At 58.8% G+C, this 15,326-nt stretch carries 14 protein-coding genes, 1 rRNA gene and 2 pseudogenes; 11 read left to right on the plus strand and 6 right to left on the minus strand.

The annotated features are described in order from the left end of the window. Window positions 1-157, minus strand: a 16S ribosomal RNA gene (locus tag BMZ57_RS27400); the annotation flags it as partial. A gap of 666 nt (window positions 158-823) precedes the next feature. Between BMZ57_RS27400 and BMZ57_RS27410 the strand changes: the two genes are divergently transcribed. Next, window positions 824-1,153 (plus strand): hypothetical protein, encoded by a 330-nt coding sequence (locus BMZ57_RS27410; RefSeq protein WP_047543876.1) that lies wholly within the window; start codon window positions 824-826, stop codon window positions 1,151-1,153. 8 nt (window positions 1,154-1,161) lie between these two features. Here the strand turns inward: BMZ57_RS27410 and BMZ57_RS27415 are convergent, their stop codons facing one another. Beyond that, window positions 1,162-1,797: a LysE family translocator gene (locus BMZ57_RS27415; RefSeq protein WP_069673208.1), complete on the minus strand. Its 636-nt coding sequence runs from the start codon at window positions 1,795-1,797 to the stop codon at window positions 1,162-1,164. 127 nt (window positions 1,798-1,924) lie between these two features. Between BMZ57_RS27415 and BMZ57_RS27420 the strand changes: the two genes are divergently transcribed. Both BMZ57_RS27420 and BMZ57_RS30345 read left to right on the plus strand, forming a co-directional pair. After that, window positions 1,925-2,296 (plus strand): PH domain-containing protein, encoded by a 372-nt coding sequence (locus tag BMZ57_RS27420; protein WP_010206413.1) that lies wholly within the window; start codon window positions 1,925-1,927, stop codon window positions 2,294-2,296. A gap of 42 nt (window positions 2,297-2,338) precedes the next feature. Further along, a pseudogene (locus BMZ57_RS30345) lies at window positions 2,339-2,500 on the plus strand (DUF3916 domain-containing protein); the annotation flags it as partial. A gap of 87 nt (window positions 2,501-2,587) precedes the next feature. Here the strand turns inward: BMZ57_RS30345 and BMZ57_RS27425 are convergent. Further along, entirely contained in the window at window positions 2,588-2,965 is a 378-nt protein-coding gene (locus tag BMZ57_RS27425; protein WP_010206414.1) for a c-type cytochrome, read from the minus strand. A gap of 43 nt (window positions 2,966-3,008) precedes the next feature. Next, window positions 3,009-3,440 carry a bleomycin resistance protein gene (locus BMZ57_RS27430; RefSeq protein WP_021492136.1) on the minus strand — a complete coding sequence of 144 codons (432 nt, stop codon included), beginning with the start codon at window positions 3,438-3,440 and terminating at the stop codon, window positions 3,009-3,011. Between the two features lie 210 nt (window positions 3,441-3,650). Here BMZ57_RS27430 and BMZ57_RS27435 point away from each other — a divergent pair, with 210 nt between their 5' ends. The 5 genes from BMZ57_RS27435 (at window position 3,651) to BMZ57_RS27460 (ending at window position 10,713) form a co-directional block, all read left to right on the plus strand. Then, entirely contained in the window at window positions 3,651-4,031 is a 381-nt protein-coding gene (locus tag BMZ57_RS27435; RefSeq protein WP_010206417.1) for a response regulator, read from the plus strand. A gap of 195 nt (window positions 4,032-4,226) precedes the next feature. Further along, entirely contained in the window at window positions 4,227-4,841 is a 615-nt protein-coding gene (locus tag BMZ57_RS27440) for a biliverdin-producing heme oxygenase (protein ID WP_010206418.1), read from the plus strand. Beyond that, window positions 4,838-7,081, plus strand: a complete 2,244-nt coding sequence (locus BMZ57_RS27445) for an ATP-binding protein (RefSeq protein WP_010206421.1) — start codon at window positions 4,838-4,840, stop codon at window positions 7,079-7,081. Before BMZ57_RS27440 ends, BMZ57_RS27445 begins: the two co-directional genes overlap by 4 nt. A gap of 594 nt (window positions 7,082-7,675) precedes the next feature. Next, window positions 7,676-9,562, plus strand: a complete 1,887-nt coding sequence (locus BMZ57_RS27455) for an alkaline phosphatase D family protein (RefSeq protein ID WP_010206424.1) — start codon at window positions 7,676-7,678, stop codon at window positions 9,560-9,562. A 137-nt stretch (window positions 9,563-9,699) separates the two neighbouring features. Beyond that, on the plus strand, window positions 9,700-10,713 hold the full coding sequence (locus BMZ57_RS27460; protein ID WP_031290864.1) for a sensor domain-containing diguanylate cyclase: 1,014 nt from the start codon (window positions 9,700-9,702) through the stop codon (window positions 10,711-10,713). A gap of 12 nt (window positions 10,714-10,725) precedes the next feature. Here BMZ57_RS27460 and BMZ57_RS27465 read toward each other — a convergent pair whose 3' ends face one another. Further along, entirely contained in the window at window positions 10,726-11,754 is a 1,029-nt protein-coding gene (locus BMZ57_RS27465; protein WP_021492138.1) for an amino acid ABC transporter substrate-binding protein, read from the minus strand. Window positions 11,755-11,898: 144 nt separating this feature from the next. Between BMZ57_RS27465 and BMZ57_RS27470 the strand changes: the two genes are divergently transcribed. Together BMZ57_RS27470 and BMZ57_RS27475 are read left to right on the plus strand one after the other, a co-directional pair. Then, window positions 11,899-12,798 (plus strand): LysR substrate-binding domain-containing protein, encoded by a 900-nt coding sequence (locus BMZ57_RS27470; RefSeq protein ID WP_010206430.1) that lies wholly within the window; start codon window positions 11,899-11,901, stop codon window positions 12,796-12,798. A gap of 83 nt (window positions 12,799-12,881) precedes the next feature. Continuing rightward, complete coding sequence (locus BMZ57_RS27475) at window positions 12,882-14,132, plus strand: 2-aminoadipate transaminase (protein ID WP_069673207.1); 1,251 nt, start codon at window positions 12,882-12,884, stop codon at window positions 14,130-14,132. A 27-nt stretch (window positions 14,133-14,159) separates the two neighbouring features. Here BMZ57_RS27475 and BMZ57_RS29915 read toward each other — a convergent pair. Next, window positions 14,160-14,276, minus strand: a pseudogene (locus BMZ57_RS29915) (hypothetical protein); the annotation flags it as partial. 199 nt (window positions 14,277-14,475) lie between these two features. On the opposite strand from BMZ57_RS29915, the gene BMZ57_RS27480 reads away from it, so the two are divergent. After that, a complete protein-coding gene (locus BMZ57_RS27480) occupies window positions 14,476-15,195 on the plus strand; it encodes a hypothetical protein (protein ID WP_010206432.1) in 720 nt (239 codons plus the stop codon). Window positions 15,196-15,326: the final 131 nt, after the last annotated feature.

Raw genomic sequence — 15,326 nt, forward strand, 5'->3', positions numbered from 1 at the left:
GTTTCCGAACGTTATCCCCCACTACCAGGCAGATTCCTAGGCATTACTCACCCGTCCGCCGCTCTCAAGAGAAGCAAGCTTCTCTCTACCGCTCGACTTGCATGTGTTAGGCCTGCCGCCAGCGTTCAATCTGAGCCATGATCAAACTCTTCAGTTCAAACATCTTTGGGTTTTTAAGAAACCCTAAACTTGGCTCAGCAATCGTTGGTTACATCTTTGATTTCTCGCGGAGTAACTTGTGATGCTGATAATCTTGTTGACTATCAGTCTGACTCCACAAGCACCCACACGAATTGCTTGATTCAATTGTTAAAGAGCGGCTGGTTAAGATCTTTCGTCTCAACCGAGGCGTGCACTCTACAGCACATCTCTCAAGAAAAACACCCCTAAGGCTTATGATTTTACTAATAAAATCAACTACCTGAGCCAGATTCAGTATCGAACTGCTCGTTAGCGGGAGGCGAATAGTACAGTATTAAAATACGGGGTCAACCCCTGTATCGAAATTCTTTTTCCTTACCGAAGCCCCCCCCTCCGAGCGGCATCACTGAGATTGCCGAGCGTTCTGGGCAGCCAGCGTTGTGTCCAGCCGTGGTGGACCGAATACAGGCTGTCCACGCTTAAAGCGTACGGCGACGCGCTCGGGAAGTAGAGGCGTCCTAAGCCCTGCGCATAAGAATTGCCCCCAATAGCCCTACTCCAACGCGCAAAAACAACCACACAGCAGCAGATGACGTGTCGCACCAGGTCTTTTTTTTCCGCCAAAGAACAGGGATCATCGCCCTCCCCCCACCACCCCCAAAGACCCCGAGGAACCGAGAGCATGGAATTGACGCTAGAAGCGGTGGCGCTTTTTGCACTGAAGCTGGTGCACGAGACTGACGGCGGCAGCCCGGTTCTACGGGATGATCCGGTGATGGAGAGGTATGACCGCGAGGTGTTTGGGTTGTTGGTGCGGCAGGGGGACCTGATGGGGATTCAGTCGAAGCTCGATGAATGCCTGACGCTGGCGCTCGACGCCCTGGGCGGCGCCGGCACTGTAATGGGGCGCGAGCTGCATCGGCTTGCGGTGGACGCGCACCAAGCGTCGACACTGGATGAACTCAATGCCCCGCTCGGCGCCCTCAAGGACTATCTGAAAGCCATCCTATAAGGTACGACTTAGCGCCGCCCATCCACCGCCATCCGCACCGCCAACCCCATCAGTACCGACCCCATCAACCAACGCTGCACCACCTGCCATCCCGGCCGGGTAACGAAAAACACCGCGATGGAACCCGCCATCGTGGCAATCACTGCGTTAACGCTCACGCTGATCAAAATCTGCGTGAAGCCCAGCACCAGCGATTGCGCCAACACACTGCCGTGGCCATTCGGGTCGATGAACTGCGGCAACAACGACAAATACATCACCGCCACCTTGGGGTTCAGCAAATTGGTCACCAAGCCCATGGTGAACAGCTTGCGCGGGGTGTCCTTGGGCAGGTCCCGCACCTGGAACGGTGAACGCCCACCCGGCCGAATTGCCTGCCAAGCCATGTACGCCAGGTACAACGCCCCGCCGAAGCGCAGCGCGTCATAGGCAAACGGCACCGCCATCACCAAAGCGGTGATTCCCAACGCCGCGCAGAGCATATAAACCAGAAACCCCAACGCTACACCGCCCAGGGACACATACCCGGCAGTGCGGCCCTGGCAGATCGAGCGGGAAATGAGGTAAATCATGTTTGGGCCGGGCGTCAGCACCATGCCGAGGGAGATCAGCGCATAAGCCAGCCAGTTGGACAGTTCAGGCATGGTCGGGCTCCGTTTTTTGAAACATCTGGCCAAGGTTGTAAGGTTGGCCGCCATGGTAGGGCGTTCAAAATGCCCGCGTTAGATACAGATCCGCGAGCAAAACGGCATACACCCAGGAGGCAGGCCCATGATCGACTTCAGCAACAAAGGCTTTTTCAAACTCAAGCAGAACAACGAATACGCCGAACGCGTCGCCGACCTGCTGCTGGACGGTGAAGAAGTGGTGGATGCGTACAAGGCCATGCGTGATGGGGTGGTGTTTACCACCAAGCGGATTATTGCGGTGAATGTGCAGGGGATAACGGGTAGCAAGAAGGATTTCACATCGCTGCCGTACAAGAACATCGTGGCGTATTCAGTGGAGACGTCCGGGACGTTTGATCTGGATTCCGAGTTGGAAATCTACTTTTCGTCGTTGGGGAAGGTGAGGTTTGAATTCACCGGCAAGACCTCGATCGTCGAAATCTCCCGGCTCATTTCCCGGCATCTTCTGACCTGATCAACAGGCAAAAAAAGACCTTGGCGTCCCAGGGTCTTTTTACTGCCTACGCGGCTCAACAGGTGCAAAGCGAAACACACCAGAATCACCGACCGAAGCCTGGCTTGTGAATGGGGGTTGGTCATTCCGCCAGACTTCCACGACGCTGGCTTTCACTTCACTCACGAGAACGAAGAAGGAATCGTCTTCGAGTCAGGGCATTGGTACTTCGGCGAAGTCAGCGCGAACGATGAAGACCCTGGCGGAGAGCGCTGGAAATATCACGCTCTCAGGTCCTTCCCGGCGCAACAGTCACTTGGGCTGAAAGGTCTCAAGGTACGCCAGAATGTTGTCTATCTTCTCTTGATCGCTGATGCCCCAGAAGATCATCCGCGTGCCACTCACTACCTTCTTCGGTGCTTCGATGTAAGCGGCGAGCTTGTCCCGGGTCCAGACCACACCGGAGTTTTTCATCGCATCGGAATACTGATAGTCCGCGGTGGTCCCAGCAGGCCTGCCGATGATGCCATTGAGCTGCGGCCCGAACCCACCACGCGCACCTTCGCCGATGCTGTGGCAGCCGCCGCAGGTCTTAGTGAATAGCTTGCCGCCCGCCTCGGCGTCGCCGGCCGCGAAGGCAGGGCCCGCGGTGAATACCAGGGCGAGGGTGATCAAAGTACGGTACTTCACGGAGACTCCATTTCAAGCGTTGCTGCGACGAAAGCCGGAGCAATTATGCCGGTATAAACGACCTTTCCCCCAACCGTTCAACCAAGCGCACCAGGTAACCGTCCGGGTCTTGCACGATGAACTGCCGCTGCCCCGCCTCTACGTCGCCGGCACGATACCAGGCATCTTCAACCCCCTTGAACAGCGGCCAGCCAATAGAGGCCAAGCGTTGCAGGATGGGGGTAACGCCGGGTACGTCGATTTGCAGATTGATACCGCGCCCGAAGGGTTGGTCCAATGGTGCGGTCAGCCATTGCCCCGCGTCGGGATCGTATTGCTCCAGCATGATTTGCGCGCCCTCCAGATCGAGGTAAGCGAAACCGTCTTCGACGCGCTGGTAAGCGAGGGAAAAACCCAGCTGTTCAACCCAAAAATCCAGACTGTTGCCGAGGTTGGTCACTATGAGTTCTGGAACCAAGGGGTTACGGGCAAACATACAATTCCTTTTGCGGTAGCGTTAAGAGCGCATGCCCATCCAGATCATGGTTTTTTTGGTCCACGCAGAATACCGCGCGATGTCGTTGAGGTGGCGCAGTATCCTGCAACGACATTGTTATGACCACCCATCGCCTCGAACACATCCAATCGAACCTATCCAGACGAGTTCTACTCCACCTGTATGAACCCTGATGGTGGAGTAAGAATCATGGCTCAGCCATCGATTTTGGTGTTGGAAGACGACGAAATCATTCGGGCGTTGATGGTGGATGTGCTGGAAGAATTCGGCGCAGTGGTGACATCGTTTCCTTCTGCAGATGAAGGAATGATTTACCTGGAACAGGGCGATGAGCCCGTGGACTTGATTGTCAGCGATATTCAGATGCCAGGTCTGCTTAACGGCTATGACTTGAGCAAGGTGGTCGCGCATCGCTGGCCCACGGTGCCGGTGGTGTTGACGTCCGGCAATAGCAAGCTGGCCTCGCAATTGGGGGCGTCGGTGCGGTTCCTGCCCAAGCCGTGGAGTACCGGTCATTTGATTGAGTGTGTGCAGACGGCGCTGAATCAACAGGGTCTTTCCCTGCATTGATAGCGTCGCGATATCACTGAAGCCGAACTTCGCGCAATGCTCTGTGGTCATTAATGATGCAAGGAGCGACTTTTCTGATCCGTCGGTCAGCCTTCTCGCCTTGTGCGTATAGAATAAGGCTTTGAGATGTGTAGAATCGCCGCCCATTTCCACGCGTCATTCATGGCCGAGAGGCCCACAGTTCGAGCTTACTGAATGCATTCACAGGCCCATGACGTTGGTGCGCCCTCTTTGCTGGAAGCGTTGCGCACAGGCACGGCCCTGTTGCACGTGGCATTGGAAAAGCGCCTGCCGTTTTTCTCCGAGGGCCTGGATGCCGATTGGTATCAGCGCTTGCTCCAGGCGTATTACGGTTTTTATCGGCCGTTGGAATCAGCACTGTACGAAAGTGGCTTGATTCCTGATGGATACGACGCAGTCTTGCGCGTGAAAACACCGACGCTCGTCTGCGACCTCGCTGCCTTGGGTTTGGATGACCAGGCTGTCAGCACCCTGCCGCGCTGTCTCGAACTCCCAATCCTTGATACCCCCGCCGCTTGCCTTGGCGCCCTTTATGTCTTGGAAGGCGCGACGCTGGGCGGCCAAGTGCTGCGTCGGGAAATGACCCAGCGCCTGAACGTGAATGCCCACAACGGCGGTGCGTTCCTCAATATCTACGGCGTCGAAACCGGTCGGCGCTGGAAAGACTTTCTCGACTACCTCGGCGACCAGCCACTGGACGCGCCGGCCAGACAGAGCGCGGTGAACGCTGCCCGTTCAACATTCAGCTGCTTTGAGCAATGGCTCGACAGCCAGGAGGTACTGCTGTGAAACCCGAAGACTTTGAAGAGCTGCTTGCCAACTGTGCCGACGAGCCCATCCGCTTTCCCGGAGCGATCCAACCCCACGGTGTGCTGCTGACGTTGTCGGAGCCGGACCTGAACATCATCCAGGTCAGTGCCAACGTCGGCAGCCTGTTCGGCCATGCTCCCGAGGCGCTGCTGGGCCAGCCGCTGCACACGCTGGTAGGCGCCGAACACGCCAAGGCGGTTGCCGTCATGGCCGATCACAATACGTTCTTCGATGCGCCACCTTTGCACGTCACGTTTAACGGCGCGGAATTCGAAGGCCTGCTGCATCGCCATCAGAATGTGCTGGTGCTCGAATTCGAACCGCTGCTCAAAGATTTCCGTCCCCGGGCGCTGAAGGGGCGCACCAGTGACTTGGGCAAAATGCTGCAGCGTTTGCAGTCGGCGAAAACCCTGCAAGCGCTGTACGAAATCAGCGTGAACGAAATCCAAGCCATGACCGGTTACGACCGTGTGCTCATCTACCGCTTCGAAGACGAAGGTCACGGCCAGGTGATTGCCGAAGCGTCGGCACCGTCCATGGAGCTGTTCAACGGGCTGTTCTTCCCCGCATCCGACATCCCCGAGCAAGCGCGCGAGCTGTATCGCACCAATTGGCTACGCATCATCCCAAATGCGGCCTACGAGCCCGTGCCACTGCTGCCCAAGCTGCGCCCAGACACCGGCCAGCCACTGGATTTGAGCTTCGCTACCCTGCGCAGCGTGTCGCCGATTCATTGCCAGTACATGCAGAACATGGGTGTGTTGTCGTCCATGAGCATCTCGCTGATGAAGGGCGACACGCTGTGGGGCCTGATCAGTTGCGGCAACCGGGAACCGTTGCTGGTGCCCAACGACCTGCGTACGGCCTGCCAGACCATCGGCCAGGTGCTGTCGTTGCAGATCAGCGCCATGGAAGCCTTGGACCTGAGCCGCCAGCGTGAAGAGAAAGTCGAGGCCCTGGCTTTGCTGGATCAAGCGATGAAGCGCTCGGAAGAGAACGTGTTCGACGGCCTGGCACAGCAGGGTCAGCTGCTGATGGACCTGACGCTGTCCGGCGGCGTGGCGATCATCGAAGACAAGCAACTGCACCGTTACGGCAACTGCCCGGAGCCGGCGCAGATCCGTGCCTTGCACAAGTGGTTGCAAGAGGGCGGCGAGCCGGTGTTCTCCAGCCATAAACTGTCGTCGGTGTACCCGCCGGCGGCCGAGTTCCAGCAGGTGGCCAGTGGTGTGCTGGCAATGAGTCTGCCCAAGCCTGTGGATAACGGCGTGCTGTGGTTCCGCCCGGAAGTCAAAGAGAACATCAACTGGAGCGGCGACCCGAGAAAACCGCTGGATCTGGAAAACTCCGACTCAGGCTTGCGACTTCGCCCACGCACTTCGTTTGAAATCTGGAAGGTGGAAATGGCTGGCATCTCCACCAAGTGGAGCCATGGCGACCGCTTTGCTGCCAACGATCTGCGCCGCTCGGCCCTCGAAAACGACCTGGCCCGCCAGGTGCTGCGCGAACAACAAGCCGTGCGCGCCCGCGATGAGCTGGTGGCGGTGGTGTCCCACGACCTGCGCAACCCGATGACAGTGATCTCCATGCTGTGCGGCATGATGCAGCAAGCCTTCAGCTCCGATGGCCCCCACACTTCGCGGCGGATTTCCTCGGCCATCGACACCATGCAACAGGCCGCCGGACGCATGAATGTGCTGCTGGAGGACTTGCTCGACACCTCAAAAATCGAGGCTGGGCGTTACGTGGTGCGACCGGTGAGCCTGGATGTGAGCCAGATGTTCGATGAGGCCTACTCGTTGCTGGCCCCCCTGGCAATGGAGAAAGGCATCGACCTGTCGTTCAACGCCGAGCCGGGCCTGCAGATCAACGCCGACCCGGAGCGTCTGTTCCAGGTGTTGTCGAACTTGATTGGCAACGCCATCAAATTCACCCCGCGCCAAGGCAACATCGGTATCAGCGCCATGAGCAGTGGCGAAGAAATCGTGTTCTCGGTGCGCGATTCCGGCGAAGGTATTGCACCGGAACAACTGCCACACGTGTTCGATCGCTACTGGACCCAAACAGAAAACAACCCGACCGGCAGCGGGCTGGGGCTGTACATTACGCAAGGTATTGTCCAAGCCCATGGCGGCAAGATCGTTGCAGAGAGTGAAGTGGGTCGGGGCAGTGAATTCCGGTTCACGGTGCCGAAGGTGATTGACGATTCGCACACCTGAGTGCCCCTTGCTTGCCACGTTTTAAACAGGCAATCCCCCCCCGCCTCCAACCCTCGTGGTGGCGGGAAATCCCGTGGCGTTTGTGCGAAAACGCAAGCAAGGCGCTACATCTCCGGGGCTAGACAATTGCACGAACAGCCCCTCAGATGACGTCTGAAAGCGCCAGCCCCCTTGGTCATATCTTGCAGCAGCGCGTTTATAGCTGACCCGTTTCGTCCCCTATAAGGTTGGCCTCACTTCGCCCCAACAGGCGAAGTAAGCCACTACTCAATAGAAGGAAACATCCATGCTTAGCGCTATCAATCACACACTGGGCAGCGTTCAATTCCCCCCCCTGCAGCAGGATGATGCAGAGCCCCAGCGCAGGAAGCGCAGCACTGATGCAACAGACCTGAACGCCGCCGACCCTGATCGTACGACGAACAACGGTCGCCGCAGAAGCGGCAGTGGACTGGACAGCCTCGGCCAAGGCCGATTGCTCTAACCGCTGCATACGAAGGGCAGTGCACGGCCCTTCGTACTCTTCCTTAACAAAACCATGACATTCACTGGATTAACCTTGCCGGTTCAAACCAGCCTGGAAACCTCATCTGCATGCCGAACACCGACACACTGCCCGCCGTACTGGCTGGCCCACTGCTGCGACGCCTCGAACCACGGCGCCTGGTGTTGTGGTTGGTGGGGAGTCGCGCACTGGAATTGACGCTGACGTTGCCTGCACAAACACGGGTTATCTCGCCAGACCAATGCCAGGTCGTACGCGTGGGGCGCAATGCCTTTATCCACCTGATCGATGTGACGCTGGACGACGCGCTGCCCCTGGACGTGGCGATCAGCTACGACCTGTCGTTCGACAACACCGGCATCGCCGACTGGGCACCGCACCTGCTGTACGCCAACGCCTGCCTCCCAAGTTTCGTTTTGCACAGCCGCATCCATCAGTTGGTACACGGCTCATGCCGCAAACCCCATCACAGCGCCGACGAGGGTCTGCTGTGTGTCGACCGCCTGCTGGCCGATGCCCAAAGCCCGGCCGACCGCCCGGCGCTGCTGATGATGAGCGGCGACCAAGTCTACGCCGACGATGTAGCTGGGCCGATGCTACGGGCGATACATGCCTTGATTGCACGTCTGGGTTTGTTCGATGAATACCTGGAGGGCGCGGTGGTAGATGACAGCGCCAGCCTCTATGGACACAGCGCCAGCTATTACCATCGCGCCGACTTGCTGCCGGCGCTGGACAGCAACGAAACCCTGCGCGAACGCTTCTTCGGGGGCGTGAAAAAGCCGATCTTTACCAGCAGCACTGCCGACAATCACCTGGTGACCTTCGCCGAAGTCATCGCGATGTATTTGCTGGTGTGGTCGCCGACGCCCTGGACGCTGATCGCGCCTCAACCTCCGCAGCTCAATGCAGAACGACAGCAGCGTTACGCCCGTGAACAGGTCCAGATAGAACGATTCCGCGATGGCCTGCCAGGCGTCGCGCGGGTCTTCGCTCACCTGTCCACCCTGATGATCTTTGATGATCACGACATCACCGATGACTGGAACCTCAGCGCCCAATGGGAAGAGACTGCGTACGGCCACCCCTTTTCCAAGCGCATCATCGGCAACGCGCTGTTGGCCTACCTGCTGTGCCAAGGTTGGGGCAACCAACCGGATGTATTTGGCGAACTGATCAACCAGACCCAAGCGCTCACTGCTCAGCCGCACGCCAACCATCTGGACGCCACTGCACAGGATGAACTGCTCGAGGCACTGCTGAAATTTCAACGCTGGCACTACGTACTGCCCACCACCCCTGCCCTGGTGGTGCTCGATACTCGCACGCGCCGCTGGCGCAGCGAGTTCACCCTCAAGCAACCCTCCGGCTTGCTGGACTGGGAAGCCTTGAGCGAACTGCAACAGGAACTGCTGGACCACCCCTCGGCCATCATCGTCTCGCCCGCGCCAATCTTTGGCGTCAAGCTGATCGAGACCGTACAGAAAGTCTTCAGCTGGTGCGGCTACCCCTTGCTCGTCGATGCGGAAAACTGGATGGCCCATCGCGGCGCTGCCCAGGTGATCCTCAATATCTTCCGCCACTCGCGCACGCCGGGTAACTACGTGATCCTCTCCGGTGACGTGCACTACTCGTTTGTTTACGAAGTACTGATTCGTTATCGCAATGCTGGTCCCAGGATCTGGCAGATCACCAGCAGCGGTATCAAGAACGAATTCCCACCACGCTTACTGGAGTGGTTCGATCGCCTCAACCGTTGGCTCTACTCGCCGCGTTCGCCCCTCAATTGGTTCACGCGCCGACGCACCATGCAGGTGGTGCCGCATATTCCGGAGCATGCCGAAGCCGGCGAGCGGCTGTGGAATTCGGCGGGGATTGGCCAGGTGTTTTTCAATGAGCTGGGCCGGCCTGAGGCGATTTACCAGCACAACGCGGATGGGCGGGCGCAGACAAGGATGGTGGCGCCGAATAAATAGCCAATAGCCATCAATCGTAAGCCGCACATCTGCCCTATTCAAAGGCCTCCAGTCCCGTTGTACAGTAGCGCCAGCCACGGAGTATCGGCGTAAACATCGGCAGGCCTTATGCGCCTGCCCAGGCAAGGAATGCGCAGATGACCGATATCTCCGGCAATAATCCGTTAGAGCAAGATTTCTCTCACTTCAACGCCGACATGCTGCACACCGTTCTGGAACTGGTCAGCGACGGGATCTGGGATTGGAACGCCAACACCGGGTTCGTCTATCGCAACCCAGGCTGGTACGAAATGCTGGGCTATCACCGCCACGCACTGGAGAACAACGTGTTCACGTGGGAAAACGTGATACACCCAGACGACTACTCCCAGGTGATGAAGCTGTTTGACGACTACATCCACCGCCGCGCGCCCCACTACCAAGCCGAATACCGTTGCCGCAAAAAAGATGGCAGCTACCTGTGGATTGAAGACCGCGGCTACGTGATTGCGCGCAATGCTGACGGCTCGGTGGCGCGTATGGTGGGTGCCCACCGCGATATAGACCTGCGCAAAAGCTCAGTCGAACAGCTGGAACGGCGCAACCAATCCCTTGAAGCACTGGTGGCCGAACGCACCCGCGAGCTGTCACGGGTCAATCAACAGTTGCAACTGCAGTTGGATGAAAATCGCTTCCTGGCCGAACGGGACGCCCTGACCCTCGTCGCCAATCGCTACCGTCTGGAAAAAGTGTTGCTGCAAGAGTGCGACCGCGCCCAGCGCTTTCGCCTGCCACTGGCACTGATTGCGATGGATATCGACGACTTCAAGTCGATCAATGACCGATGCGGTCACGGTGTGGGCGATCAGACGCTGGTGCAGGTGGCTGAATGCCTGCAACGCTGTATCCGCCCTGATGACCTGTTAGCCCGATGGGGTGGCGATGAGTTTGTGCTGATCCTGCCCAAAACCTCGTTGGAGATCGCAAAAACAATGGCGGCGAATATCCGTCTGAAGTTGAAGAACAGCCCGCACAGGGACGACTTCAAGGTCACCCTGAGCCTGGGTGTGGCCGAGCGTCAAACGGATGAGCCCCCCGCCGCCCTGATGGTGCGCGCCGACCAGGCGTTGTATCGCGCCAAGGCAGCGGGGAAGGATGGGGTGTCCGAATAACACCCCGGCGTGTCAGCGAACCGGCGGCGCGTACTGGATACCGCCGTTGTTCCACAGCGCATTAAGCCCGCGCTTGATCTTCAGCACGCTGCCCTGGCCGATGTTACGCTCGAACACTTCGCCGTAGTTGCCCACCTGCTTGACGATCTGCACCACCCAATCCTTGCGCAGCTTCAGGTCCTTGCCGTATTCGCCGTCCGCCCCCAGTAATCGCGCGACATCCGGGTTCTTGGTGGTCTTGGCCTGCTCTTCGACGTTCTGCGAGGTGATGCCCATTTCCTCGGCATTGAGCATCGCGAACAAGGTCCATTTAACGATGCTGAACCATTCGTCATCACCCTTGCGCACCAACGGCCCCAGCGGTTCCTTGGAGATCACTTCCGGCAACACCACGAACTCGTCTGGCTGGGCCATCTTGATGCGCTGGGCGTACAGGCCCGACTGATCGGTGGTCAGCACGTCGCAACGCCCGGCTTCCAGCCCCTTGGCGCTTTCGTCGGCCGTGTCGAAGGTGATCGGCGTGTACTTCATGCCGTGGGTGCGGAAGTAGTCCGAGACGTTCAACTCAGTCGTGGTGCCGGCTTGGATGCACACGGTGGCGCCGTCCAGTTGCTTGGCAGCGGTGACGCCCAGCTTGTTGTTCACCAGGAAGCCGATACCGTCGTAATAAGTCACGCCGGTGAAGACCAAGCCCATGCCCGAATCACGGGAGCTGGTCCAGGTGGTGTTGCGCGAAATCAGGTCGATTTCACCGGACTGCAACGCAGTGAAACGTTCCTTGGCGGTCAACTGGGTGAACTTCACTTTCGACGCATCGCCGAAAACTGCCGCCGCCACCGCGTGGCACACGTCCACATCGATACCGGTCATCTTGCCCTTGCTGTCCGGTACGCCAAAGCCCGGCAGCCCGTCACTGACGCCGCATTGGATAAAGCCTTTTTTCTGGATGGCGTCCAGTGTCGTGCCTGCCTGGGCGGTGCTCGCCAGGCCCAGCACGGCGGTTGCCCCGATAGCGGCCAAGGTGGTTTTGAATGGGTTCATGCAAGGCTCTCCCTGTCATTCCTTATTATTCGGCGCCCCACAGCCCGCGCCGGTTTATAGTGCTGCCGGGCAGTATCAACGGCTTTGCGCTACTGCCACAAACGACCTTTAGGCAAAGGCTCCTTCCGATTTGGAATGAAGTGCATGATTTCTAAACGTTTGACCCCTTCGATGACAGCCCTGCAATGCTTCGAAGCTGCCGCTCGCCATTTGAGTTTCACTCGCGCTGCCGAAGAGCTGCACCTGACCCAAAGTGCGGTGAGCAAACAGGTGGCGCAGCTGGAAGAGATGCTTTGCCACAACTTGTTCGAACGGGTGCGCCAGCGTTTGTACCTGTCGCCGGCCGGGTCGTTGTACCTGGCCGAAGTGCATAAGATCCTCACCCAGGTGGACATCTCCAGCCGCTATATCCTCACCTACGGCGGCGAGACCGAAGTGCTGCGCATCGCCACCCAGCCAACCTTCGGCGACCGCTGGCTGGTGCCCAAGCTCAAGGACTTTGCAGCGCTACATCCAAACATCCACCTGGATGTGCGCAACGAGCTGGAGCCTTTCGACGTGTTGCAAGCCAAGGCCGATATCGCGTTTTTCTTCGGCCAGGGCTCGTGGCCGGGGGCGACCTGCATTGAGCTTTTCCGTGAGGCAGTGGTGCCGGTGTGCGCACCAGGTTTCGTCGCCGAAGGCAGCCATGCATCGTCGCGCCACACGTTGCTGCAATGCACCTCGCGCCCGGAAGCCTGGCATGAATGGTTCCTGGAACAGGGCCTGCACTCGCAGAACAGCTACCACGGCCCGCGCTTCGACACGTTCTACATGTGCATCCGCGCGGCACAATCGGGCTATGGCGTGGCGTTGGTGCCGCAGTATCTGGTGGCTGATGAACTCGCACAGGGCAGCCTGATGATTCCCTGGGACTATGCGATGCCCAGCAGCGGCGCGCACTTCATCGCCCACGCCGAACATGCCGGCGAGATTCCCAAGGTGAAAGCCTTCCTCAACTGGATGGTGGACTATGTCGGCGCACATCCCGACTTTCAGTCATGACCCGGCGACTTTATTTCGTTTGCGACAAGGGCGGGCGCCCGGCTTAGATAAAAACACGCCCGCCACTGCCGAGTCCCCGATTCATGAGCCACGAAACCATTAGCCAGTCGATTTCCATCGTTCACCCCATCAGCCTCAGCCACGGTAAAAACGCTGAGGTCTGGGACACCTCGGGCAAACGCTATATCGATTTTGTCGGCGGCATTGGTGTGCTCAACCTCGGCCACTGCCATCCCGGTGTGGTCGAGGCGATTCGCGACCAGGCGACCAGGCTGACCCACTATGCGTTTAATGCCGCACCTCACGCGCCCTACGTCGAGCTGATGGATCGTCTTACCGCATTTATCCCTGTGGACTACCCGATCAGCGGCATGCTCACCAACAGCGGCGCGGAAGCGGCGGAAAATGCGCTGAAGATCGTGCGCGGCGCCACCGGCCGCACGGCAGTGATCGCGTTTGACGGCGCCTTCCACGGCCGTACCCTGGCCACGCTCAACCTCAACGGTAAGGTGGCGCCCTATAAGCAGAAGGTCGGTGTACTACCGGGGCCTGTGTATCACCTGCCCTACCCTAGCGCCGATAATGGCGTGACTTGCGCCGAGGCGCTGAAAGCCATGGACCGCCTGTTCAGCGTGGAAATCGACGTCAGCGATGTGGCCTGTTTCATCATCGAGCCGGTGCAAGGCGAAGGCGGGTTTCTCGCGCTGGATATCGAATTCGCCCAGGCGCTGCGACGCTTTTGCAACGAGAACAACATTCTGCTGATTGCCGATGAAATCCAATCGGGCTTTGGCCGTACCGGCGAGCGTTTTGCTTTCTCGCGCCTGGGGATCGAGCCGGACTTGATCCTGCTGGGTAAAAGCATCGCTGGCGGTGTGCCGCTGGGCGCAGTCGTAGGGCGCAAGGCGCTGATGGACAACCTGCCCAAAGGTGGCCTGGGCGGCACCTATTCCGGCAACCCCATTGCGTGCGCAGCAGCATTGGCCACCCTCGACGCCATGACCGATGAACACCTGAGCGCCTGGGGCTCACAACAGGAAGAAGCCATCGTCAGCCGTTATCAAACCTGGCGCGCACACGGCCTGACACCTTACCTCGGCCGCCTGACCGGCGTGGGCTCCATGCGCGGCATCGAACTGGCCAACGCTGACGGCACACCCGCGCCGAAACAGCTCACCCAGTTGCTCGGCCTGGCGCGGGACGCCGGTTTGTTGCTGATGCCCAGCGGCAAGTCGCGGCATATCATCCGCCTGCTGGCACCGCTGACCATCGAGCCCGCGGTGCTGGAGGAAGGCCTGACTATGCTCGAAGCCTGCCTCAAGCAGTTGGATTAATAACGCGCATCGACCGGTTTCCACCGTGCCGGCGTTGAGATGGCAGTCGCTGCAGAACTGCATGTAACCCAGGCCACCACGACGGGTGAACAGGTCGGCGGGCGGCGCGGCGGGGGCTCTGGACACAGCCGGCATGGTCAGGTCTGCAGTTGTTTTTATGCGTCATCAAGCGAATCGCTGGGGCGGGCTAAGCCCCAGCGTTGTTGTAGCGAGTGTCCCCAAGGCGCCTGTTGATATGGATCAGCAGAACCTGAGGGCATTGTGCTGCCTTGACCTGACCTCCCTCCCCCCTGAAAATGCCCGACGCTTTTTTGTCCTCGTTTACTGAAGTAGTGAAATTTCAATGTCCGATTCTTACACCGAAAAATCCGCCCCCGAAGAATCCGTAGTCGCCTTGCCTTCCAAAGCCGAATACGAAAACGCCATCAATCTTTCACAGCATCTGCCAGCGGCCAAGATCATCAGCGAGATGGTGCTGGACGCTTTTCACACGTCCAAGGAAAGCGATCAGATCCGCGAACTGCGCGTGGCCATCCGTCAAGCCCACGATGCTTTTGACGACGACAAGGCCTACGACCTGATGGGCCAGCTCAAGCAACTCAAGGACGCCGAAGCCGCCGATAACGCTGCGCTGGAAAACTTGAGCAGCCAGTTTTCGATCAGCCGCATTCTGTCCTGCTTCAAGGACGACCCCGAGTTCCAGGAGTTGGTCTACGGCCTGGCATTGAAAGTGCTGAACCAGAGCCACCAGGCCATCAGCAACCCGAGCGCCGGCAAGAGCAAGGCATCACGGCCGAAGAAAGAAGCCGAAGTGTTTGTGATCAGCAAAGATGGCATCAGCGTCACGCTGCCGCTGCGCACGCCGCGTTCGAAGCTGAACGTGGACCGCGAGGCGTTCGAATTCCTGGGTTTCAGCTTTGTGGGTGAAGGCGATGAAGCGGAGCTGGAGGTGGAGAGCTTTGTGGATAACGCAGGCGCTGAACAGCCGCTGAGCCGCAAGAGCGTGATCACTGCATTGCAGCAGCAGACGGCGTTTGAGGGTTACAGCATCGCGCAGCAGTAACCCGAAGCAAGCTGCACCGCAGAATCAAATGTGGGAGCTGGCTTGCCTGTGATACAGCCCCTCGGTCAATCAGCGAAACCGAGGTGATGCGATCGCAGGCAAGCCAGCTCCTACATTTGTTTTGCAGGGGG

It is taken from the genome of Pseudomonas simiae, from assembly GCF_900111895.1.
Taxonomy (GTDB): Bacteria; Pseudomonadota; Gammaproteobacteria; order Pseudomonadales; family Pseudomonadaceae; genus Aquipseudomonas; species Aquipseudomonas simiae.

Coding starts and splice junctions, on each gene's coding strand:
- BMZ57_RS27460 (WP_031290864.1), top strand. CDS start 9,700: ATGACCGATATCTCCGGCAATAATCCGTTAGAGCAAGATTTCTCTCAC.
- BMZ57_RS27465 (WP_021492138.1), bottom strand. CDS start 11,754: ATGAACCCATTCAAAACCACCTTGGCCGCTATCGGGGCAACCGCCGTG.
- BMZ57_RS27410 (WP_047543876.1), top strand. CDS start 824: ATGGAATTGACGCTAGAAGCGGTGGCGCTTTTTGCACTGAAGCTGGTG.
- BMZ57_RS27455 (WP_010206424.1), top strand. CDS start 7,676: ATGCCGAACACCGACACACTGCCCGCCGTACTGGCTGGCCCACTGCTG.
- BMZ57_RS27435 (WP_010206417.1), top strand. CDS start 3,651: ATGGCTCAGCCATCGATTTTGGTGTTGGAAGACGACGAAATCATTCGG.
- BMZ57_RS27470 (WP_010206430.1), top strand. CDS start 11,899: ATGATTTCTAAACGTTTGACCCCTTCGATGACAGCCCTGCAATGCTTC.
- BMZ57_RS27420 (WP_010206413.1), top strand. CDS start 1,925: ATGATCGACTTCAGCAACAAAGGCTTTTTCAAACTCAAGCAGAACAAC.
- BMZ57_RS27440 (WP_010206418.1), top strand. CDS start 4,227: ATGCATTCACAGGCCCATGACGTTGGTGCGCCCTCTTTGCTGGAAGCG.
- BMZ57_RS27415 (WP_069673208.1), bottom strand. CDS start 1,797: ATGCCTGAACTGTCCAACTGGCTGGCTTATGCGCTGATCTCCCTCGGC.
- BMZ57_RS27430 (WP_021492136.1), bottom strand. CDS start 3,440: ATGTTTGCCCGTAACCCCTTGGTTCCAGAACTCATAGTGACCAACCTC.
- BMZ57_RS27480 (WP_010206432.1), top strand. CDS start 14,476: ATGTCCGATTCTTACACCGAAAAATCCGCCCCCGAAGAATCCGTAGTC.
- BMZ57_RS27475 (WP_069673207.1), top strand. CDS start 12,882: ATGAGCCACGAAACCATTAGCCAGTCGATTTCCATCGTTCACCCCATC.